The following is a 20910-nucleotide window of genomic DNA, read 5'->3' on the forward strand; positions in this document are numbered from 1 at the left end:
ATGTCTCCCTTCATGGTTTACTTTAGGTAAGTGTACCGCAGCGAGCGATGGTGCTCGGCCTCGATGCACTTTTGTACCAGTTTGCCTGCGCGCTGCGTATAATACATCTAGTACGTGTTGTCATACCGCTTGTTTTACGAGCGACTAAGGACCCTAATATGCCCGATTCCCGCACACTCTGGACCGCCGTCGTCATTATTTGTATCGCCGTGTCGGTGTTCTTTAGCATCAAAAAACGCACCACGTTTAAGCACCTGCAGCAGCTTATGGCCGCCAAGCAGTGGGACGAGTTCGATCGTTTGCTCGACGGCAAGCTCACCAGCATGCTGTACCCGCGCTACAACCGCGACTACCTGCGCCTGAACTCCTATCTGTTGCGCGAGGACCACGAACACGCCAACGAGATGTTCGACCTGTTGCTGGGACTCAACCTGCCCAAGATGCAGCGCGTCGACCTGGTAATTAAGGCCTTTAACTACTACGTTGGCCAGGAGGACCGCAAAAAGTCCAAGGAGTTGCTGCACGAGATCAAGGGCTTTGAGGGCGGTCAGGCCGAAGCAGTCGCGCACGAGTGTCAGCTGATGTACGACACGATGATCCTCAAGCGCCACAATGACATTCCCGAACTGGAGCGCATGCTCAAGGAGGCCGGTGACGACAAGGTCAAAAGCTGCCGCCTGGAATACCTGCTGGCCCTGCAGTACAAGAACAAGGGCGACGAGGCCAAGTTTGCCGAGTACTTGGAAAAGTCGGGCCAGCACTCGATGGCTGTCAACGCGTAACGGGCGGCTTGTGCTAGACTTCTAGTCTCACGGGGGCGTGGCGGAATTGGCATACGCAGGAGACTTAAAATCTCTCGCCGCAAGGATTGTGGGTTCGAGTCCCACCGCCCCTACCATTGGCTTTTACGGGCCCGTATCTCCCAGGGATGCGGGCCCGTTTCTTTTGCACGCCGGTGGGGCTCGAACCCGCGAGGGGGCGAGCGTTAAGCAAACGCGGAGCGTTTGTAGCGAGCCGACGAGGGCGCCGGCAGGCGACCGAAGCCGGTGCGTATTTGCGAAGCAAATACGCAGACGTCCCACCGCCCCTACCATTGGCTTTTACGGGCCCGTGTCCCCAAGGGATGCGGGCCCGTTTCTTTTAGATGCCGTCAACTGCAGGGCAGCTAATTTGGGACGGGGCTTTTTTGACTACTTTTCCGCCCACCCAATGAGTTTTCTGGGACGGGGATTAAAAAATCATTAGGTACACAATGATTTTTTAATCCCCGTCCCAGAAAACTCATTCACGGAAAGGCTCGGGCGGACCATGTAGCTAAAAAAGCCCCGTCCCAAAAAGACTACTTTTAGAGTGTGCTGAGAGTGGGGGTCCAGGCGATGGTGGGGGTCGCGCCGTCGAGAGTCTCGTTGATGGTTGCTGCCATGCCGGCGAGGAGGCTGTTCTCGCTTACGGTGAGCGTCTCGTAGCCACCAGCGCGCATGAGCTCGCGAATCACCACGGCGCCGGCCAAGATCACGCCCGCACGCTTGGGCTGCACGCCTGGCAGCGTGGCGATGCCCGCAACGTCCAGCGCAGACATGCACTCGATAGCGGTCGAGACCTGCTCCATCGAAAGCTCGCGCAGGTGCACAAAGCTCGAATCGTACGGCTCCAGCTCGTGAACGAGTGCAACGAGCGTGGTGACGGTGCCACCCACCGCGACCAAGCGCTCGGCGCGCTCAAAGTTGTTGGGCAGGCTCTCAAAGTACGCCGTAAACTGCTCGTTTGCCCAGTCGGCAGCAGCCGCAAGCTCACCTGCCAAAGGCGGCAGCGCCGAGAAAAACCGCTCTGTTACACGACGGCAGCCAATGTCCAGCGAACGCGTGCCCTCCAGCGCAAAGACCCCGCGCTCCGGAGCGTATACACCCGTCGCAAGCTCCGTCGACCCGCCGCCCGAATCCGCGACGATGATGCGCTCGCCCGCAAAGTCGTGCGCCACACCAAAAAACGTCAGGCGCGCCTCGACCTCGCCCGGAATCACCTGCGGTTCGAGCCCCAGCTCGCGCAGGCCGCCTAGCAGCAGGGCGGCGTTGGACGCATCACGCGCGGCGCTCGTGCATGTGGTGCAGATGCGCACGGCCCCAAAGGCACGGGCTTCGTCCACAAACATGCGGCACGCAGCGAGCACGCGCTCAACGGCCGCCTCGCAAAAGCGCCCCGTCGCGTCCACGCCCTCGCCCAAGTCGGTGATCTCGGTATGCTTGGACGATTCCACGATCGCCCCGGCCTCGACCTGCGCCAGCACCAGTCGCGACGACACCGTTCCCAGGTCGATCGCGGCCACCTTATATCGTTTGCACTCTGCCATTGCGGGCTCCCTTCCGGGCGTTACTCGCCTACTCGCCGCTGGACGCGACCGTCTGACCCTCGACGCCGTTAAATCCAAACAGCATGTCGAGCGTCTGAATGTACCACGGCGCGTCCTTGCCGACTTCTTCGATCTCCTTGGCCACCTCGCTGGCCTTCTTGGCGTTCGACGACTTCTTTTCAACCGACGACGAGTCCGAATCATCGTGCAGGCCAAAGACATCAATCCTAGTCTCACCAGGCATCACCAGGCCCAGGTCCTCGGACGCCGCATCCTTGATGCCCTCCTCCGAGAGCAGCTTGTCGACGCTTTTTTGCAGCTCGTCGTTATATTGCTCGCGAATCTCAACCTGCTTGGCCAAGATGTCGCTCGAGCGTTTTGCCACGTACAGGTCGCGCACGGGGAAATACAGGCTCACAAGCGCCAGCGCCACCACGATACCGATAAACAGCAGGCGCAGAGAGCCATGCGTAAAGTCATAGATTGCCTTGACCACCGCATTGTCGTTGGCGTAGCGCATAAAGTCCGCGCCCGAAAGACGGCTCGAGGGCCTGCTCGACCTGTCATGCGTCTGGGCCGAGGGACACGACGCATGCAACGAACGTGCCGGGCGCACCGGTCCATCTGCCGAAGTATTCACTTGAGCATTAGGGCGCGAGGTACTTGTCGGGCGCTGCGTGGAGCGGTCGGCGCCGGCGTAGGCGGACCCACCGAGCTGCACCGTGCGCGCACGGCGAGGCGACGGCTCACGCGAACCGGCGGAATAGTACCTGTTGTCGTAAATCTGATCCATGTGCGCCTTGTGCGGTTGAGGTTTGTTTGCGCTAAGTCCTTTAGTTATAGCACGAGCATGCGCACCGCCTTCGCCAGCCTTTGCTCGACATAAAAAAGGCGCTGAGCCGTGTGGCCCAGCGCCCAATGGCGGCCATCAGAAGTGGAGCGGAGCCGAGTCAACCCCGCCCCGCGAGCACCGCTTGTTTAGCGAATGTTGTAGAACGCAGCCTTGCCGGCGTAGCGCGCGCTGCCCTCAAGCTCGTCCTCGATGCGGATGAGCTGGTTGTACTTGGCGATACGGTCGCTGCGGCACGGAGCGCCCGACTTGATCTGGCCAGCGTTGACGCCCACGACCAGGTCGGCAATCGTGGAGTCCTCGGTCTCGCCGGAGCGGTGGCTCACGATGCACGCATAGCCGGCCTCCTTGGCGGTCTCGATGGCCTCGAGCGACTCGGTGAGCGTGCCGATCTGGTTGACCTTGACCAGGATCGCGTTGGCGGCACCCAGCTCGATGCCCTTCTTGAGGCGCTCGGTGTTGGTGACGAACAGGTCGTCGCCCACCAGCTGCACTTTGTTGCCAATGCGGCGGGTAAGCTCGACCCAGCCGTCCCAGTCTTCCTCGGCCATGCCGTCCTCGATGGAGATGATGGGATAGGTGTCGACGAGCTTCTCCCAGTAATCGACCATCTGGGCACTCGTGTACTCCACGCCCTCGCCCTTGAGCTCGTACATGCCGGTCTCGGCGTTGTAGAACTCGGTCGAGGCCGGATCCATGGCGTACATGAAGTCAACGCCGGGCTTAAAGCCAGCCTTCTCGACGGCCTTGGTAATGTACTCGAACGGCTCGGCGTTGGTCTTGAGGTTGGGCGCAAAGCCGCCCTCGTCGCCCACGCCGCCGCCCAGGCCCGCCTCGTGCAGCACGCCCTTGAGGGTATGGTAGACCTCGGCGCACCAACGCAGGCCCTCGACAAAGCTCGGGGCGCCCACCGGCATGATCATGAACTCCTGGAAGTCAACGTTATTGTCGGCATGGACGCCACCGTTGAGGATATTCATCATAGGCGTGGGCAGCAGGTGGGCGTTGACGCCGCCCAGGTACTGGTACAGCGACAGGCCCGCCGACTCGGCAGCGGCGCGGGCGACGGCCAGCGACACGCCCAGGATGGCGTTGGCACCGAGCTTGGTCTTGTTGGGGGTACCGTCCGCGGCAATCAGCGCGGCATCGACGGCGCGCTGGTCGAAGGCGTCGAGGCCCACGACGGCGTTAGCGCACTCGTTATTGACGTGCTCGACGGCCTGCGAAACGCCCTTGCCCAGATAGCGGCCCTTGTCGCCGTCGCGCAGCTCACATGCCTCAAAGGCGCCGGTCGAAGCACCCGAAGGCACCATTGCGCGGCCAAAGCTGCCGTCCTCGAGCACGACCTCGACCTCGACGGTGGGATTGCCGCGGCTGTCGAGCACCTCGCGACCGTAGACGTCCAAAATATCGCTCATGTTGTCTCCCTCTCACTTGGAAACGGGTTGAATGCTTGGCGACACGGCTTGCACGCTACAGCGGCGCGCAGGTTCATAAGTTAGCCTTATCGCACTTTTTGCATTATGCCCTAAGTTAGCCAAGGGATACAATCTTTTTAAAAATAATAGGGGCGATGGGACAAGTCCGTCCCGTCGCCCCCGCAGTCTTACTCCTCTGCCTTTGCGGCATCCCAGAGGTCATTGAGGCCGTGGGTCGAAAGCTCGGCCAGATCCACGTGGGCGTCGGCCGCCATCTGCTCCATCGCGGCCCAGCGACGACGGAACTTGGCCGTGCTCGCGCGCAGGGCGCTCTCGGCGTCGATGCCCTCTTTGCGTGCAACGTTGACCAGAGCAAAGAGCAGGTCGCCAAACTCCATCTCGCGCTCGGGCGAGCCGGGGGCCTCGGCCTCAAACTCGGCACGCTCCTCGGCAACCTCGTCCCACACGTCCTGGACCGTCTCCCACTCAAAGCCCACGGCCGCTGCCTTGCGCGACACCTTCTGGGCCTGCATCAGCGCCGGCAGGTGCGTGGGCACGCCGTCGAGTAGACCCTCGGGTGCGGCCTCGCCTGCCGCCACGGCCTTGTCCTTGGCAGCCTTCTCGGCAAGTTTGACCTCGTCCCAGATCTTGAGCACCTCGTCGGAGCTCTCGGCATCCGCATCGCCAAACACGTGTGGGTGGCGGCGAATGAGCTTGGCGTCGATATCGCGTGCCACATCGGCCAGCGTAAACTCGCCCGCGTCCGCCGCAATCTGCGCATGCAGCACCACCTGCATGAGCACATCGCCCAGCTCCTCGCGCAGATGCGCCACGTCGTCCGCCTCGATGCAATCGAGCGCCTCATAGGCCTCCTCGATCATGTTCTTGCCGATGCTCCGATGCGTCTGCTCGCGATCCCACGGGCAGCCATCGGGCTGACGCAGACGCCAGATGGTCTGCACCAGATGCTGCAGCTCGACCGACGCGTCGACCAGCGTGGACAGATCGCGCGAGCCCTCGGCATTTTGCTGAGCCATGTGCTGCGCCATGGTTATTCCTCCTCCAGGATCACGTGGCGGAACGCGCCGCCCTCGTAGATGCCGTAGCTGTGCGTACCGTCCTTGGGAATACTCACGCTGCCGGGATTGAAGAGCCACAGGCCCGGGTGCGCCTCGCTTGCCTCGTTAACCTTGATGTGCGTGTGGCCGTAGACGAGCGCGGAGCCCTCGGGCAGCGCGGGCGCGTGGTCGACGCTGTTGTGCATGCCGGCGCCAAAGACGTGGCCGTGCGTCAGGAACAGCTCGCGGCCGGTCTCGTCGAACAGCGTGGCGTAGTCGGCCATGACGGGAAAGGCGAGCACCATCTGGTCGACCTCGGCGTCGCAGTTGCCGCGCACCGCGATGATGCGGTCGGCCAGGGCGTTGAGCAGCGGAATCACGCGCTTGGGGGCGTAGTCGCGCGGCAGGTCGTTGCGCGGGCCGTGGTAGAGCAGGTCGCCCAGCAGCACGACGCGGTCGGGCTGCTCGGATTCGATGGCGGCGACCAGGCGCTCGGTCCAGTATGCCGAGCCGTGAATGTCGGAAGCGATGAGGTATTTCATGGTGGTCCTTTCGGGTAGGGTTGATGGGGGCTGAATACGGGGTCCGGCGGATGTGGAGCCCATCTACCGTGTTACTCGAATCGTAGCGCCGCGCTCTGAGCCGCCTGCATCACGCGTTGGAGTGGCACGCCATGTTCGCGGGCAAGACGGGCGCAATCCTCGTACTCGGGAGCCGCGCGCTCGCTGCCGTCTGGCAGGGTCGCCACCTTAACGGATACCTCGCCCCAAGGCGTCGCTACCTGCTCAAAACGACGCGGCAGGCAAACGCGTTCCATCACCTGGCGACGAACGGCGTTGGTCGTGGTTTCCAAAAAGATAATCGTCTGCAGGCGTTCGATATCCTCATGCGAGCAGATCACCTGCAGCTGCCAGCCGGGGCGGCCTTTTTTGCAGTAGAGGGGCAGCCAGTGCACCTCGCGGGCGCCCGCCTCGCGCAGGCGGTCGGCGGCATAGGCGAGTACCTCGGGCGACGCATCGTCGATGTCGCACTCCAGCTTGACGATGGTTTCGGGCGCATCGGTCTCGCGGGACAGCGGAGATGTACTTCCACGTTGCATACGGTCCGGATCCTTTCCGCACGGGCTCGTTTTATTCACCCAAACGCTAGCACATCGAACGTGGCACAGGCGTGACTTTCGTCCGTCGTCGCCCTTGCCCCTATCCAAACATGTACGTCAGCCTCCAAACATGTCATTTTTTGTCGGTTTTGGAGGCTGACGTACACGTTTTGGAGCGGGCCGCACACGATCAAAATTGCGCCCGCATTCCGTCCACCACAAAGTTCGCCGCACTCAACAATTTTGAACTTTCTACGCAGTTCATCGGCTAAAAATTACCCTCGGCATACTTACCCGCTGCACGATGTTACTCTAGTTGCATTTGGCTAACTAAGCGGCTGCCGAGGACCCAGCCCGGCACCGTTACGGCATAGGAGGTTTCATGTTCGAGAAGCGGCTCTTCTCCCTGGTTCCGCAGGCAACGCCCTACATTATGGCAAGCGTCCTGTTTAAGTGGATCGCGCTCATGGCAAACATCACGGTGATGTGGATGCTTGCGCGCATCTTGGGCGGCATCGTCACGAACGGTCTTTCCGCCGCGCTCGCCGTCGATGCCCTCGCACAGGCGGCCCTGCCGCTCGCCGCCGCCATCATCGTGCGCGCCGCCTCCATCTACCTGGCCAAACGCGCCGGCGACAAGGCCGCGTTCGAGGCCGTCCGCCGCGTGCGCTCGCTCGTCTACGACAAGCTCACCGCACTCGGCCCCTCCTACACCGAAACCGCCCCCACCGCCGAGGCCGTCCAGACCAGCGTCGAGGGCGCCACGCAACTCCAGGTGTACTTTGGCGGCTACCTGCCGCAGCTCTTCTTTGCGGGCTTGGCACCCATCACGCTGTTTGTACTGCTCGTGGGCCAGGCGGGTCTTCCCGCCGCGCTGCTGCTCGCCTGCGTTCCGGTCATCCCCGTCTCCATCATGATGGTCATGCGCAACGCCAAAAAGATCGGTGCCGAGTACTGGGGCAGCTATGTCGATCTGGGCGGCATGTTCCTGGAGGCCGTGCAGGGTCTCACCACCCTTAAGGTCTACCAGGCCGATCGCAGCTGGCACGAGCGCATCAACGCAGAGTCCGAGCGTTTCCGCACAGCGACCATGCGCCTGCTGGTGATGCAGCTGCGCTCCATTTGCGTTATGGACCTGGTCGTCTATATGGGCGCCGCGCTCGGCATTATCGTAGCCGCGCTGCAGCTCGCCACGGGCAAGATTGGCTTTGAGGCTGCCTTCCTCATCGTCTTTCTGTCGCAGGAGTTCTTTTTGCCCATGCGCCGCCTGGGATCGCTGTTCCACACGGCCATGAACGGTATGGCCGCCTCGCGCCGCATGTTTGGCATTTTGGATACGCCCGAGCCCGAGCGCGGCGATGTTGAGCTTGACGGTCGCGGCGATATCGAGCTCGCGGGCGTGAGCTATGCATACGGCAACCGCACGGTGCTGGACAGCGCCAGCGCGACCATTGCGCACGGCTCGCTCGTGGCACTCGTGGGCGAAAGCGGCGGCGGCAAGTCCACGCTCGCGGGGATTATCGCGGGCCGCAAGGGTGCCTACCGTGGCAGCGTTCGCATTGGCGGCGTCGAGCTGCGCGATGCCACGGCCGCCTCACTCATGCGCGCCGTCACCCTGGTGCCCACCAACGGCTACCTGTTTGCCGGCACCCTGCGCGACAACCTGCTGCTCGCCCAGCCCAACGCCACCGATACCGAGCTCATGGACGCGCTCGACCGCACGCGCGTGGCGGCCTTTGTGCGGGCCAACGGCGGGCTCGACATGGTGATTAACGAGGGCGGCACCAACCTTTCGGGTGGCCAGCGCCAGCGCGTGTGCATGGCACGCGCCCTGCTGCACGACTCGCCGATCTATGTGTTTGACGAGGCTACGAGCAACGTCGATGCCGCAAGCGAAGCCGCAATCGGCGAGGTCATTGCATCGCTCGCCGGCGGGCACACTGTAATTGTGGTGGCACACCGCCTGTCGACAATCGTGGACGCCGATCAGATTCTGGTGCTGGAGCGCGGTCGCATTGCCGAGCGCGGCACCCATGATGAGCTCCTATCGGGCGCGGGCACCTATGCGCGCATGTGGAACAGTCAGGAGCAGCTCTCGGCATATGCGTATGCGGAGGATGATGCTGAGGATGCCGGCGCGGTTGAGGCTGTTGGCGGCAGTACTGCCTGTACCGATAGCCTCAACGGTGCCGGCTCGTCTTCCGCTACCGCGGCGCCTGACTCCGGCCGCGCCCGTCGCTCGGCGCCGTCCATCATGTGGCGCATGATGGGGCTCGTCCGACCGCTTGCCGGCTGGCTTGTGCTAGCCGTCGCGCTGGGCAGCATTGGCATGCTCACCGCCGCGTTCGTGCCGGCCTTTGGCGCCCTCGGCCTTATGGCCGCGCTGGGCCGCAACGCCTTGGGGCTTGGTCTGATCGCAGCATGCGCGGCCTGTGCCGCCTGCGGCATCGCACGCGGGCCGCTCCACTACGGCGAGCAGCTCTGCAACCATTACATCGCATTCCGTCTGCTCGCGCACATTCGCGACCTGGTGTTTGGCGCCCTGCGCCAGCTCGCCCCCGCCAAGCTCGAGGGCCGCGGCAAGGGCGAGCTCGTGAGCCTGGTCACCTCGGATATCGAGCTGCTCGAGGTCTTCTACGCGCACACCATCTCGCCCATTGCCATAGCTCTGGTCTGCACCGTTGTGTTTGAGGGCTTTTTGCTGGCTGTAAACCCCGAGCTCGCGGGCATCGCGCTCGTGGCCTACGCGGTCCTGGGCGTGCTGCTGCCCCTGACCTCGGCCAAGGCATGCGGCACCACCGGCCGCCAGAGCCGCGAGGGCGCCGGTAAGCTGGGTGCCTTTGTGCTCGACAGTCTGCGCGGCGCATCCGAGACTATCCAGTTTGCCGGTGGCGCCGATCGCAGCCGTGCCCTGGGCAAGCTGACCGAGCAAGTCGGCGCCGTGGACGCGCGCCTCAAGCGCCGCCAAGCGGCCAGCGAGGCCGCGGCCGATGCGCTTATTCTTGCGGCCAATCTGGTGATGCTCGGACGTGCGCTGCAGCTGGTGGCTGCGGGAACGATTAACTTTGCCGCAGCGTTTGTCGCCGTCTTTACCTTTGTGTCGTCGTTTGGCTCGGTGATGGCCGTGAGCCGCCTGGGTGCCTCACTGCAGGAGACGCTCGCCTCGGGCGCACGCGTGCTCGATTTGCTCGACGAGCAACCCCAGTGCGCCGAGGTCGCCGACGGACAGGACGTTGAGTTTGCCGGCGCCGCAGCCGAGCGTGTGAGCTTTAGTTATGCGGGCGGCGTGGACGCGGGCGGTGCGGGCGCCACGGAGCAGATCGCGAACGACACCGCTGCGAGTCTCATCCTCGACGACGTGACCTGCACCTTTGCGCCCGGTACCATGACCTGCATCATGGGGCGCTCGGGCTCGGGCAAGTCGACGCTGCTTAAGCTGCTCATGCGTTTTTGGGACCCCGCGGCTGGCACCATCACGGTAAGCGGCGTCGATGCCCGCCACATCAACACGGCGAGCCTACGCAGCCACGAGGCCTATATGACCCAGGACACACATCTGTTCTGCGGCACCGTACGCGAGAATCTGCTGGTTGCGCACGCCAGCGCCACCGATGCCGAGCTGCTCGACGCTTGCCGCTCCGCTTCGCTTACCGCCCTCATCGACCGCCTGCCGCAGGGTCTCGACACGCCCGTTGCCGAGCTGGGCGACTCGCTTTCGGGCGGCGAGCGCCAGCGCATCGGCCTTGCGCGCATCTTCCTCAACGACGCGCCTTTCATCTTGCTCGACGAGCCCACCAGCGCACTTGACGCTCTCAACGAGGCAGCCGTAATGCAGGCCGTTGACGAGCTCAAGCGCCGCGGCAAGACCATTGTGCTCGTAAGCCACCGTGCCAGCACCTGCGCGTTTGCCGATTGCTCGCTTTCGGTCGAGCACGGGAGGCTGAGCTAATGGCGCGCCCGGTCGACACGCCGGAGCTGGCGCGCAAACGTGCACGCGAGGCCCAGATGGTGTCGCAGATGATTGCACTGTGGTGCCGCGGGCATCATCGCGGCGGCCACGAGGGTAAGCAGGCTCCCAACGGCGAAAAGCCCACTCGCGTCAAACTCGGGCTCCGAACCGTTACGCTCTGCCCCGAATGCGCCGAGCTGCAGAAATACGCCATCGCGCGCATTGAGCACTGCCCGCACATGGGCACCAAGACATTTTGCTCGGCCTGTCCTTCGCATTGTTACCGGCCTGCCATGCGCGAGAAGATCCGCGAGGTCATGCGCTGGTCGGGACCGCGTATGATCCGCTATCGCCCCATCACCGCCGTGAGGCACGCGATGGTAACAGTGCAGGCCAAACGCGTGGCGGCACGAAGCAAGTAGTCGCCGGCGCCGGCACGCGCCGCCTGCCCTTTCCAGTCGGTTTCGACTTGCAGCGTTCCCGCCGCGCCGAGGCTGCGCCATTACAATGAAGCGGATTCGCTTGACGCAAAGGAGCCGCCATGTCCGCTTGCCCGCTGGTCGATTGTCACACCCACACCTCGTTTTCGGACGGGCACGCCTCGTTCGAGGACAACGTCCGTGCCGCTGCTGCCGCCGGCTGCCGCGTCATGGTCTCGACCGACCACCTTACCCTGCCCGCCAGTATGGATGCTAACTGCGAGGTGCAGGTCGTCGAGGGCGACTTGCCGGCACATCGTTTGGCCTTTGAGGACGCCCGCAAACTCGCCGCGCAGATTGCGCCGGAGCTCACCTTTATCTACGGTTTTGAATGCGATTGGTACGAGGGCTGCGAGCCCTTGGTAGAGCACTGGTCCCAGGGCGCCGTCGTACGTCTGGGCAGCGTGCACTGGATTGGCAACCCGGACGATATTGCGGCAGGCGCCGCGGGCACGGCAGGGACAGAGGACGTCGCGCGCCCCGATACACCCGATTCCCTTTGCGGTTGGATCGACGACGATACCAACTTGCATGTTTGGGAAAACTTAGGCGTGCGCGGCGTGTGGGAGTGCTACGTCGACGACTGGTGCCGTGCTTGCGAAAGCTCACTCAACTTTGACGCGATGGCCCATCCCGACCTGGTCATGCGCTTTTCGAAGGACGGCTTTGCACCCGACTTTGACCCCGCGCCGTTTTGGGAGCAGATGGCCGAATGCGCCCACGATACGGGTCGCCGCGTTGAGGTCTCGACCGCCGCACCGCGCAAGGGGCTCGACGATTACTACCCCGCGACCGGGCTGTTGCGCCGCTTCGCCCATGCCGAGGTGCCCATCACCTTTGGCTCGGACGCGCACCGCGCCTGCGACATCTGCTGGAACATCCGCGAGGCCCAGGCCCACGCCTACGACTGCGGCTACCGGGCCTTCGATATCCCCCACCCCACCGGCGAATGGGAATCCACGCCCCTCGCCTAACTAGTCGTTTAAGAACGTCCCCAATGACTAGTGGCGGCGGGCGTTGAGTTCGCCGGCCAGCTCGTCGAGGGTAATGCCGTAGCGCTCGAGCGTCACGAGCAGGTGGTAGATCAGGTCGCCGGCCTCGTAGCGAATGTGATCGTGGTCGTTATCCTTGCAGGCCATGATCACCTCGCTCGCCTCCTCGGCAAGCTTCTTGAGCAGCTCGTCCTCGACGTCGGTCAGCAGACGGGCGGTGTAGCTCTCCTGTGGCGACGCATCGCGACGACCGTGAATCACCTCGGCCAGACCCGTCAGCGTCTCGCCGATATTTCCCGGCTGCACGTTAGCTGTTCTGACTCCCATGGTTATTTCCTCTCGTTACTGCAGCGTAAAGTAGGTACCGGTCTCATCGAACCGAGGCTTTGCGCCCTTTTTCTCAAAGAACTCGACGATGACGGCATGGGCCTCATCGAGCCTTTCCTTCTCGGCCTCGAGCCAAAGCGACTGCGCCCCGCAGGTATCAGTCAGGTGCACGCGGCATGGCACGCCCGCGCGGAGGAGTTCGGCGTTGCAGTCGGCGACTTCGAACGGCGTCACGACCTTCATCGTGTTCCCCCCTTTACGCGCTTAAAGAAGCAGGTACGGTTGCCGGTATGGCAGGCCGGGCCCGGTGAGTCCACCTTGACCAGCAGCGTATCGCTATCGCAGTCGGCCCAGAGCTCCTTGACCTCCTGCATGTTGCCACTCGTCGCGCCCTTGTTCCAGAGCTCCTGACGGCTGCGACTCCAAAACCACGTGGTCCCGGTCTTGAGCGTCAGCCCCACCGATTCCTCGTTCATCCAAGCAACCATAAGCACCTCGCCGGTGTCATATTGCTGAACCACACAAGGAATCAGCCCGTGGGCGTCGTATTTAAGCTCGGTAGCATTTATTACCTCAGTCATCATTTCTCCCAAGTAACAAACGAAATCCCACAGGTCGGCGAGGGTTGTCCAGGTGCCGCAGGTTGCCGCGAAAGAGGAGCGACGCGTACTTTGGTACGCGAGCGACGGTTTGAGCGGCAAGATGCGGTGCCTGGGCAAGCCGCAGCACTAGAAGTCCAGCCTCACAGGGATGCCTTGGCTGGCCATATACTCCTTCACCTGGCGAATGCTGAAAGTTCCAAAGTGAAAGACGCTGGCCGCCAGCACGGCGTCGGCTTCGCCCTCGATCACGCCCTCGGCAAAATGCTCGAGCGTGCCCACGCCACCGCTCGCGATGACGGGAATCGGCACCGCACGCGCCACGGCGCGGGTGAGTGCCAGGTCAAAGCCGGCCTTGGTGCCGTCGCGGTCCATGCTGGTCAGCAAGATCTCGCCGGCGCCGCGGCGAGCCACCTCCTCGGCCCACGCCACCGCGTCGATACCCGTGGCATTGCGGCCTCCCGCGGTAAAGACCTCCCACTTGTCGGCATCCGGCTGCCCAGGCAGGCCGACGCGCTTGGCATCGATCGCCACGACCACGGCCTGGCTGCCAAACGCCGCGGCAGCTTGGCTGATCAGCGACGGGTCGCGCACGGCGGCAGAGTTGAGCGATACCTTGTCGGCACCGGCCGCCACCATCGTTCGCATGCCCGCAAGGTCGCGAAAGCCACCGCCCACGGTGTAGGGAATGGCGAGCTCCTCGGCCGCATGCGCCGCCATCTCGATGGTCGTCGCACGGTTGTCGCTCGTGGCAGTGATGTCCAGGAACACGACCTCGTCCGCACCCTCGCGATCGTAGGCACGGGCAAGCTCCACCGGATCGCCCGCATCGCGCAGGCTCACAAAGTTGACGCCCTTGACCACGCGGCCGTCCTTAACGTCCAGGCAGGGAATGACGCGTTTGGTAAGCATGGGCTACTCCTCCCCTCGCGCGGCGGCCAACGCCTGTACCAGCGTAAAGTTGCCCTCGTAGAGCGCGCGACCGGTGATGGCGCCCTCAATAGCGCCCTCGCCCACCGCGGCGAGCGCACGGATATCATCGAGCGTCGAGATGCCGCCCGAAGCCACGACGGGAAAGCCCGCGACCTCGGCCACATGGCGATACGCCGCCACGTCGATGCCCGTCTGCATGCCATCGCGCGCGATGTCGGTATACACCAGATGCTTAAAGCCCAGCTCGGTGAGCTGCGCCACGGCGTCGTCGAGCGCCACACCCGCGCCGTCGCGCCAACCATTCACCTTGACCTGGCCGTCACGGGCGGCAATGTCTGCCACCAGTAACTCGCCAAAGCCTTGCGCCGCCACCTCGGCAAATCCCGGCTCGGTCACGAGCACCGTGCCTAGCGCGATGCGACGCGCGCCGTAGCCGGCCAGCTCGTCGATGCGCGCGAGCGAGCGAACGCCGCCGCCCACGTCCGCGGACAGACCGTCGACGCCGCAGATGGCCTTAATCGCTGCCAAGTTGGCAGCGCACGCGTCCTCGTCCTCGCCAAAGGCAGCGGACAGGTCGACGACGTGCACCCAGCTCGCGCCCTGCTCGGCAAAGGAGCGGGCAACGGCCACGGGGTCGTCAGAATACACCTTACAGCGGCTCCGGTCGCCGCGCTCCAGGCGCACGACCTTGCCGCCGATCAAATCGATTGCGGGAAACAGAATCATCGGCCGGCCCCCTCGACGATGTTGACGAAGTTCTTAAGGATGCGCTGTCCCAGCGCGGAGGATTTCTCGGGATGGAACTGGCAGCCCCACACGTTGCCGTGGCGCACGATGCACGGGAAGCTCCGCGTGTAGTGCGTGCGCGCCAGAACATCGGCGGCATCGACATCGTCGGCCACCGCATAGCTGTGGGTGAAGTACATGTTGGCGCCCTCGGCAAAACCGGCGAGCAACGGATCGGCCGCGCCGGCGGGCGTCATGTGCACCTGGTCCCAGCCCACGTGCGGCACCTTCAGGCGACTCGATTCCAAGCGCGTGCACGAGCCGCGCATAATGCCCAGGCCATCGACCCAGGGACCGCCGGCCTGCTCGGAGGCATCGTCGTCCGCGCCCTCGTCCGCCGGCACGCCCTCGTCGCCGCGTTCAAAAAACAGCTGAAGGCCCAGGCAGATGCCGAGCAGAGGAGTTCCGGCGGCAACGGCGTCAAGCACGGCCGCCTCCTCGCCGCTCTGGCGCATAAAGGCGATCGCGTCATAGAACGCGCCCACGCCCGGGATGACCAGGCCGTCGGCGTTGCGGATCTGCTCCGGATCGTCCGATGTGCAGGCAGCGGCACCGGCGCGCGCAAGCCCGCGCACGACGCTCGACAAGTTGCCCTTGTGGTAGTCGACCACCACGATCTTCGGTTCGCCCACGCGACCCTCCTTTTTCCATCATCCAAAACCACCACGAAGGTGCCTGTCCCCTTTGTGGTGGTTTTTACCCTTGTGGCGGTTACAGTGAGCCCTTGGTGCTGGGGATTCCTTGCACGCGGGGATCAAGCTCGCAGGCGTGGCGCATCGTGCGGCCCACGGCCTTAAAGGCGGCCTCGATAATGTGATGCGAGTTGCCGCCCGCCAGCTCGCGCACATGCAGCGTGAGCTTAGCATCGCGCGCAAAGGCATAGAAGAACTCGACGGCCAGCTCGGTATCAAAGCTGCCCACGCGCTCGGTCGGCACGGGCAGATCGCAATAGGCCTGCCCGCGACCCGAGATATCAACGGCGGCCATCACGAGCGTCTCGTCCATGGCAATCGCCGCATCGGCAAAGCGCGTAATGCCCGCCTTGTCACCCAGTGCCTGGCAAAACGCCTCGCCCAGCACAATGCCCGTGTCCTCGACGGTGTGGTGCGCGTCGACCTCCACATCGCCCATCGCATGTACCGTCAAATCGAACAGGCCATGGCGGCCAAAGGCGTTGAGCATGTGGTCGAAAAACGGCACGCCGGTCGAGATATCGCACACGCCGGATCCGTCCAGATCGAGCCTAACGACAATGTCGGTCTCGCCCGTCTTGCGGGTCACCTCGACATAACGGCCCATCTACATCTCCTCCTTCACCAGCGCGGCAAACGCTGCCAGCACCTCGTCGTTTTCCTGCGGGATACCCACGGTAATGCGCAGACAGTCCGCAAGCCCCGGCGCGTAGCTAAAGTCACGCACCAAAATCGAATACTCATCGCGCAGACGCTCGCGCACGCGCGTGGCGTGCGGCGTGCGCACGAGCACAAAGTTTGCTGCGCTCGGCCACGCCTCCACGGGCAGGCCCTCGGCAGCCATTGCGCGCAGGGCGCACAGCTCGCGTTCGCGCTCGGATGCAACTTGCGCCACCACGGGCGCATACGCATCGCGGGCACGCACGCAGGCAAGCGCCGCGGCCTGGCTCAGCACGTTGACTGAATAGATCTGGCGAATCGCCGCGAACACGTCGATGACCTCGGGGGTCGCGATCACGTAGCCCAGACGCGTGCCGGCGGCGCCAAACGCCTTGGACAGCGTATGCAAAATCACCAGGTTAGGATGCTCGGCGATAAGCCCTTGCGCCGTGGTGGCCGCGCCAAACGAATCGTCGGCAAACTCCACGTAGGCCTCGTCGACCATCACCATGCCGGGGCAGGCATCGCACAGGGCCGCGATAAAGTCGAGCGGCGCCACGTCGCCCGTAGGATTGTTGGGCGAGGTCACAATCGCCAGGTTGCACTCGGGTGCGGCCGCGAGCACAGCCGCCTGGTCGAGCTCAAAAGTTGCCGGGTCGCGCCACACGTCGCGCACCTCGGTCTGACAGAGCGACGCAAAGAACGCGTACTCGCTAAAGCACGGCGGGCAGTTAAGCAGGGTCCGCCCCGCGCCGCCAAACGCCAACAGGTAGTTATAGAGCAGCTCGTCGCCGCCGTTGCCCACGCAGACATTCTCGCGCGCCACACCATGCCAAGCGGCCAGCTCGTCGCGCAGATCGTTGGACATGGGATCGGGATAACGGTTGAGCGGCGTGGCAGCCAGGGCGGTGTCGACCGCCTCGCGCACGCCAGCCGGCATGGGATAGGTGTTCTCGTTGGCCGAAAGGTTGATGCGCGTGGGCGTAAAGTTGGGATCGTAGGGCTCAATGCCGGCCAAGTGGGGCTGGACGAGCTCCTTCATACGGGGCGTGAGCTCGGCCATATCAGGCCTCCTTGCCAGTCGCGCCGGCGCCATCCGCGCCCGCAGCCGCCAGGTCCACGCCCTCGGCAACCGTCGCCACGGCGTCGCCCGGCCAGGCAACCTTGGTCAGGTCGGCCGCGGCGATCGACTCGGCGCTCACGGCATCCTCGCCCTGCTCCAACACGCGGCGGCGCAGTGCGGCGGAAAGCGCGTGTGCCCACAGACCCTCGGCCTCGGCTAGACGCTGCGTGGCAGGAGCATCGGAGAGCAGGCCCTCGGGTGTATAGCAAATGACACTCGAGCGCTTAACGAACTCTTCGACCGAAAGCGGGTTGGAGAACATGGCCGTGCCGCCGGTCGGCAGCGTGTGGTTGGGGCCAGCAACATAATCGCCGAGCGGCTCGGAGCTCCAGGCGCCCACAAAGATGGCGCCGGCGTTGCGGATGCCGCCGAGCAGGCCCATTGCATCCTTGCAGTGCAGCTCCAGGTGCTCGGGCGCCACGGTGTTCACGGCCTCGACGGCGGCAGCCATATCGGCGGCCACCACGATGGTGCCCTCGTTGTCGAGCGAGGAGCGCGTGATCTCGGCACGCGGCGACTGCGCCACTAGAATGTCGATACCCGCCTCGACCTCGCGCGCAAACTGCTCGTCGCAGGTCACCAGATAGCAGGCGGCCAGCGGATCGTGCTCGGCCTGGGCCATCAGGTCGGCCGCGACCACCATGGGCTTGGCCGTGGCATCGGCCAGCACGCAGACCTCGGAGGGGCCGGCGACCATGTCGATGCCCACGTCGCCCGAAACAATCTGCTTGGCCGCGGCGACAAAGGCGTTGCCCGGGCCGGTGATCTTGTCGACGCGCGGAATGGTCTCGGTACCGTACGCCAGCGCGGCCACGGCCTGGGCGCCGCCCACCATATAGATCTCGTCCACGCCGCCGAGCTTGGCCGCGGCGAGCGTATAGGGGCTGATCAGGCCGTCCTTTTGTGGCGGCGTCACCATGACCACGCGCTTAACGCCGGCCACCTTGGCAGGGATAGCGTTCATGAGCACGGTGGAGGGATACTGCGCGCGACCGCCCGGCACGTAGATGCCGGCCGCGGCAAGCGGGGTCACCTTAACGCCGAGCATCGTGCCGTCCGGGCGCGTGGTAAACCAGCTCTGCTCGACCTCGCGCTGGTGAAACTCACGGATCTGGCGCGCAGCCTTCTCGAGCGCGGCGACAAAGGCCGGGTCGAGGCCTTCGAGCGCAGCATCGATCTGCTCTTGCGGCAGACGAAAGCTTTGCAGCTCGACACCGTCAAAACGCTGGCAGTAATCGCGCACCGCAGCATCGCCGTTGGCACGCACGTTGGCCACGATATCGCGGGCGGCGTCGACGATGTTTTGCGGCAGCACACCCTTGCGGTTGAGCTGGTTGGTAACGAGGCGCTCACCGGGAGCAAGCTTGATGGTCTTCATATCGGTATCCCCTATCGGTCGAGGTTGCGTTTGGAAAACGAGATGCCGGGCAGCGGCACCAATCGGCCCGCAGTCCGGATATGGGGGCGCCCGTGCGCGCTCGCGCTATTGTGCCGAGCCCGCGACGGGCTCAAAATGCTTGTCCTTCACGGCAGCCGCCAGGCGATCGGCCAGGTTGCGAACGCGCGGATCCAGGCGCGCGGCACCCGGGTTGACGAAGAAGCGGGCCGTGCAGTCCATAATGCGGCCGGTGATGACCAGGTCGTTGTCGCGCAGCGTGGCACCCGTGGCGGTGATATCCACGATGCGATCGGTCATACCGACGATGGGTCCCAGCTCGATGTTGCCGTGCAGCGAAACAATGTCGGCGTTCACGCCGCACTCGGCATACCAGGCACTCGCGATGCGCGGGTACTTGGTTGCCACGCGAAGCGAACCGCGGCGGGCATAGTTGCGCTCGGCCTGACCGGCGCGCCAAACGGGCTCAGCCTCAATAAAGGTGCACAGGCCGTAACCCAAATCGACCAGCTGCAGCAGGTTGAGGTCGGCCTCGATAAGCGAATCCCAGCCGCAGATGCCGCAATCGGCACCACCGCAGCCCACAAAAGCGGGCGCATCGCTGGGGCGCACGATGACAAACTCGATATCGCCGACCGCGCCCTCGCCGGCACGCGTATCGCGACCGCGCACGATCAGGTGACGGCCGGGGTCGCGCAGCTCGGAGACGTCCAGGCCCGCGGCCTCGAGCACGTCGAGCGTGTCGGCCTTAAGCGAGCCCTTGGGAACGGCGATGCGCAGCGGACCCTCGGCACCACGGCCCGCGGCGTGGTCGCCGTCGGAAGCGGCGTCCTCAGCCGAAGTGTGCGCGGCCTCCAGACGCTCGAGCGAAAAGGCAAATCCCGCCGCCGGTACCTCGATGCCATCGCCAAACGCGCCGGTAAAGATGGAGTCGTAGCGACCGCCCGAACCCACCGGATCGGGCAGGCCACCGGCATAGGCCTTAAAGACCAGGCCCGTGTAGTAATAAAAAGAGTTCATGATGGAGAAGTCGAAGGACAGCACCTGGGCGTCCTCGGGAGCCAGGCCCTCGACCAGGGCACGCAGCTCGCGCGTCAGCGGCGCGACGATACCGGCAGCTTCCAGCAGCGCATCCACACGGTCGAGTATCTCGGCACCGCCGTGCAAGCGCGGCAGCTCGCTAATGGCGGCCTTGACGGCCTCGGACTCGGCGCTTGCCGCCACGCGGGCATCGAGGCCCACAAAGTCATTGGCGTGCACGCAGCGCAGGGCCTCGGCAGCCAGCTCGCGATCCTCGCACGCCGCGAGCAGCTCCTTAAAAGGACGCACGCTACCTGCGATAATGCGCGCATCGGGCAACGCCAGCTTGCGCACGGCCTCGGCTACCAGCGAGACAATCTCGACATCGCCCGCGGCGTCGCCCGCACCGATGAGCTCAAAGCCCAGCTGCGTAAACTGACGCGAGCCGCCGGCATTGCGCTGGCACTCGCGAACCACCGGCGCCTCGTAGCGCAGGCGCAGGGGCAGGTCGGCCGCGCGCATGCGGGTCGAAACCAAGCGCACGATCGGCAACGTGTTGTCGGGACGGACCACCAGCAAACGCCCATCATCGTCAAAGAGCTTAAACGGCGTGTCCGCAATGCGGCCACCTTCCTCGAGCGAACCCTTGTCCTCGAGCAGCGGCGTCTCAACCGGCAGGTAATGATGCTCCCTAAAGCAGCCCTTCACCGTACATGCGATCTCCTCGCGTGCCTGAGCCTCCTCGGGCAATATGTCCCGGAATCCCCACGGTGTGGCCGTCATCTGGTGAGCCTCCTCATGCTGTGCTTCGCATAGAACAGAAGACCGGCATAGCTCCGCCGGTCTTCTGGGTACTTTAGCATACTAGAGTGCTTGCGGGGAAAATCGTCTCCCTCGGCTCACAGCGTATTCATTTAGAAACATAGGGGCGGGCCCTCAGCTCAATCTGGCGATTCCCCCAGCCCAGCAGGAAAGCGCGTCCCACTCCGAGCCGCAAGCCCGGGATGAACTTTCCGCCGAAGACACCCTGCGCCGACAGCAACGCAAAAAGGGCGCCCGCGCAAATGCGGACGCCCTTGTGTAGGGTCGAGATATCAACCAGCCAAGATATCGGACCTGCGACCAGCTCTTAGTAGTCGAACTGGTGGTAGTAGCGGCGGTACTTGAGGTTGTGCTTGGTGA

General features: G+C 64.2%; 20 protein-coding genes and 1 tRNA gene. 5 read left to right on the forward strand and 16 right to left on the reverse strand.

Annotated features, from left to right (window positions below; translation table 11 throughout):
* The first annotated feature begins 158 nt into the window (after positions 1–158).
* Together DXC79_RS06995 and DXC79_RS07000 are read left to right on the forward strand one after the other, a co-directional pair.
* Positions 159–782: a hypothetical protein gene (locus tag DXC79_RS06995; protein ID WP_117635645.1), complete on the forward strand. Its 624-nt coding sequence runs from the start codon at positions 159–161 to the stop codon at positions 780–782.
* Between the two features lie 31 nt (positions 783–813).
* Positions 814–898, forward strand: a tRNA-Leu gene (locus DXC79_RS07000).
* A 447-nt stretch (positions 899–1345) separates the two neighbouring features.
* On the opposite strand, the gene DXC79_RS07005 is transcribed toward DXC79_RS07000, so the two are convergent.
* The 6 genes from DXC79_RS07005 to larC form a co-directional block, all read right to left on the reverse strand.
* Entirely contained in the window at positions 1346–2347 is a 1002-nt protein-coding gene (locus DXC79_RS07005; RefSeq protein ID WP_117635646.1) for a hypothetical protein, read from the reverse strand.
* Positions 2348–2375: 28 nt separating this feature from the next.
* Positions 2376–3140 (reverse strand): septum formation initiator family protein, encoded by a 765-nt coding sequence (locus DXC79_RS10200; RefSeq protein WP_233503046.1) that lies wholly within the window; start codon positions 3138–3140, stop codon positions 2376–2378.
* Between the two features lie 185 nt (positions 3141–3325).
* Entirely contained in the window at positions 3326–4615 is a 1290-nt protein-coding gene (gene eno, locus DXC79_RS07015; RefSeq protein ID WP_117635647.1) for a phosphopyruvate hydratase, read from the reverse strand.
* Positions 4616–4803: 188 nt separating this feature from the next.
* A complete protein-coding gene (gene mazG / locus DXC79_RS07020; RefSeq protein ID WP_117635648.1) occupies positions 4804–5664 on the reverse strand; it encodes a nucleoside triphosphate pyrophosphohydrolase in 861 nt (286 codons plus the stop codon).
* A gap of 2 nt (positions 5665–5666) precedes the next feature.
* A complete protein-coding gene (gene yfcE, locus DXC79_RS07025; protein WP_117635649.1) occupies positions 5667–6215 on the reverse strand; it encodes a phosphodiesterase in 549 nt (182 codons plus the stop codon).
* Positions 6216–6286: 71 nt separating this feature from the next.
* Positions 6287–6772 carry a nickel insertion protein gene (larC, locus tag DXC79_RS07030; protein ID WP_089573585.1) on the reverse strand — a complete coding sequence of 162 codons (486 nt, stop codon included), beginning with the start codon at positions 6770–6772 and terminating at the stop codon, positions 6287–6289.
* A 382-nt stretch (positions 6773–7154) separates the two neighbouring features.
* On the opposite strand from larC, the gene DXC79_RS07035 reads away from it, so the two are divergent.
* From DXC79_RS07035 to DXC79_RS07045, 3 genes are all read left to right on the forward strand, one after another.
* Complete coding sequence (locus DXC79_RS07035; RefSeq protein WP_117635650.1) at positions 7155–10721, forward strand: ATP-binding cassette domain-containing protein; 3567 nt, start codon at positions 7155–7157, stop codon at positions 10719–10721.
* A complete protein-coding gene (locus tag DXC79_RS07040; RefSeq protein WP_117635651.1) occupies positions 10721–11143 on the forward strand; it encodes a nitrous oxide-stimulated promoter family protein in 423 nt (140 codons plus the stop codon). Before DXC79_RS07035 ends, DXC79_RS07040 begins: the two co-directional genes overlap by 1 nt.
* Positions 11144–11262: 119 nt before the next feature.
* Complete coding sequence (locus DXC79_RS07045) at positions 11263–12174, forward strand: PHP domain-containing protein (RefSeq protein ID WP_117635652.1); 912 nt, start codon at positions 11263–11265, stop codon at positions 12172–12174.
* A 27-nt stretch (positions 12175–12201) separates the two neighbouring features.
* Here the strand turns inward: DXC79_RS07045 and hisE are convergent, their stop codons facing one another.
* The 10 genes from hisE to hisG all read right to left on the reverse strand — a co-directional run bounded on the left by hisE (position 12202) and on the right by hisG (position 20511).
* Complete coding sequence (hisE, locus tag DXC79_RS07050; protein ID WP_117583614.1) at positions 12202–12519, reverse strand: phosphoribosyl-ATP diphosphatase; 318 nt, start codon at positions 12517–12519, stop codon at positions 12202–12204.
* 15 nt (positions 12520–12534) lie between these two features.
* Entirely contained in the window at positions 12535–12762 is a 228-nt protein-coding gene (locus DXC79_RS07055; RefSeq protein ID WP_117635653.1) for a hypothetical protein, read from the reverse strand.
* Positions 12759–13100 carry a phosphoribosyl-AMP cyclohydrolase gene (hisI, locus tag DXC79_RS07060; protein ID WP_117635654.1) on the reverse strand — a complete coding sequence of 114 codons (342 nt, stop codon included), beginning with the start codon at positions 13098–13100 and terminating at the stop codon, positions 12759–12761. The genes DXC79_RS07055 and hisI overlap by 4 nt, the downstream gene beginning before the upstream one ends.
* Positions 13101–13247: 147 nt before the next feature.
* Complete coding sequence (gene hisF, locus DXC79_RS07065; protein WP_117635655.1) at positions 13248–14030, reverse strand: imidazole glycerol phosphate synthase subunit HisF; 783 nt, start codon at positions 14028–14030, stop codon at positions 13248–13250.
* Positions 14031–14033: 3 nt separating this feature from the next.
* Complete coding sequence (locus DXC79_RS07070) at positions 14034–14777, reverse strand: HisA/HisF-related TIM barrel protein (protein ID WP_117635656.1); 744 nt, start codon at positions 14775–14777, stop codon at positions 14034–14036.
* Complete coding sequence (locus DXC79_RS07075; RefSeq protein WP_117635657.1) at positions 14774–15469, reverse strand: imidazole glycerol phosphate synthase subunit HisH; 696 nt, start codon at positions 15467–15469, stop codon at positions 14774–14776. The genes DXC79_RS07070 and DXC79_RS07075 overlap by 4 nt, the downstream gene beginning before the upstream one ends.
* Positions 15470–15548: 79 nt before the next feature.
* A complete protein-coding gene (gene hisB, locus DXC79_RS07080; protein WP_117635658.1) occupies positions 15549–16136 on the reverse strand; it encodes an imidazoleglycerol-phosphate dehydratase HisB in 588 nt (195 codons plus the stop codon).
* Positions 16137–17252 (reverse strand): histidinol-phosphate transaminase, encoded by a 1116-nt coding sequence (hisC, locus tag DXC79_RS07085; RefSeq protein WP_199408665.1) that lies wholly within the window; start codon positions 17250–17252, stop codon positions 16137–16139. It lies immediately after the preceding gene.
* Position 17253: 1 nt separating this feature from the next.
* Entirely contained in the window at positions 17254–18690 is a 1437-nt protein-coding gene (hisD, locus tag DXC79_RS07090) for a histidinol dehydrogenase (protein WP_117635660.1), read from the reverse strand.
* A 105-nt stretch (positions 18691–18795) separates the two neighbouring features.
* The gene (gene hisG, locus DXC79_RS07095; protein ID WP_117635661.1) at positions 18796–20511 is read right to left on the reverse strand and encodes an ATP phosphoribosyltransferase; all 1716 of its coding nucleotides are present in this window, start codon (positions 20509–20511) and stop codon (positions 18796–18798) included.
* Positions 20512–20910 lie beyond the last annotated feature (399 nt).

The organism is Collinsella sp. TF08-11AT, assembly GCF_003437035.1.
Classification (GTDB): domain Bacteria; phylum Actinomycetota; class Coriobacteriia; order Coriobacteriales; family Coriobacteriaceae; genus Collinsella.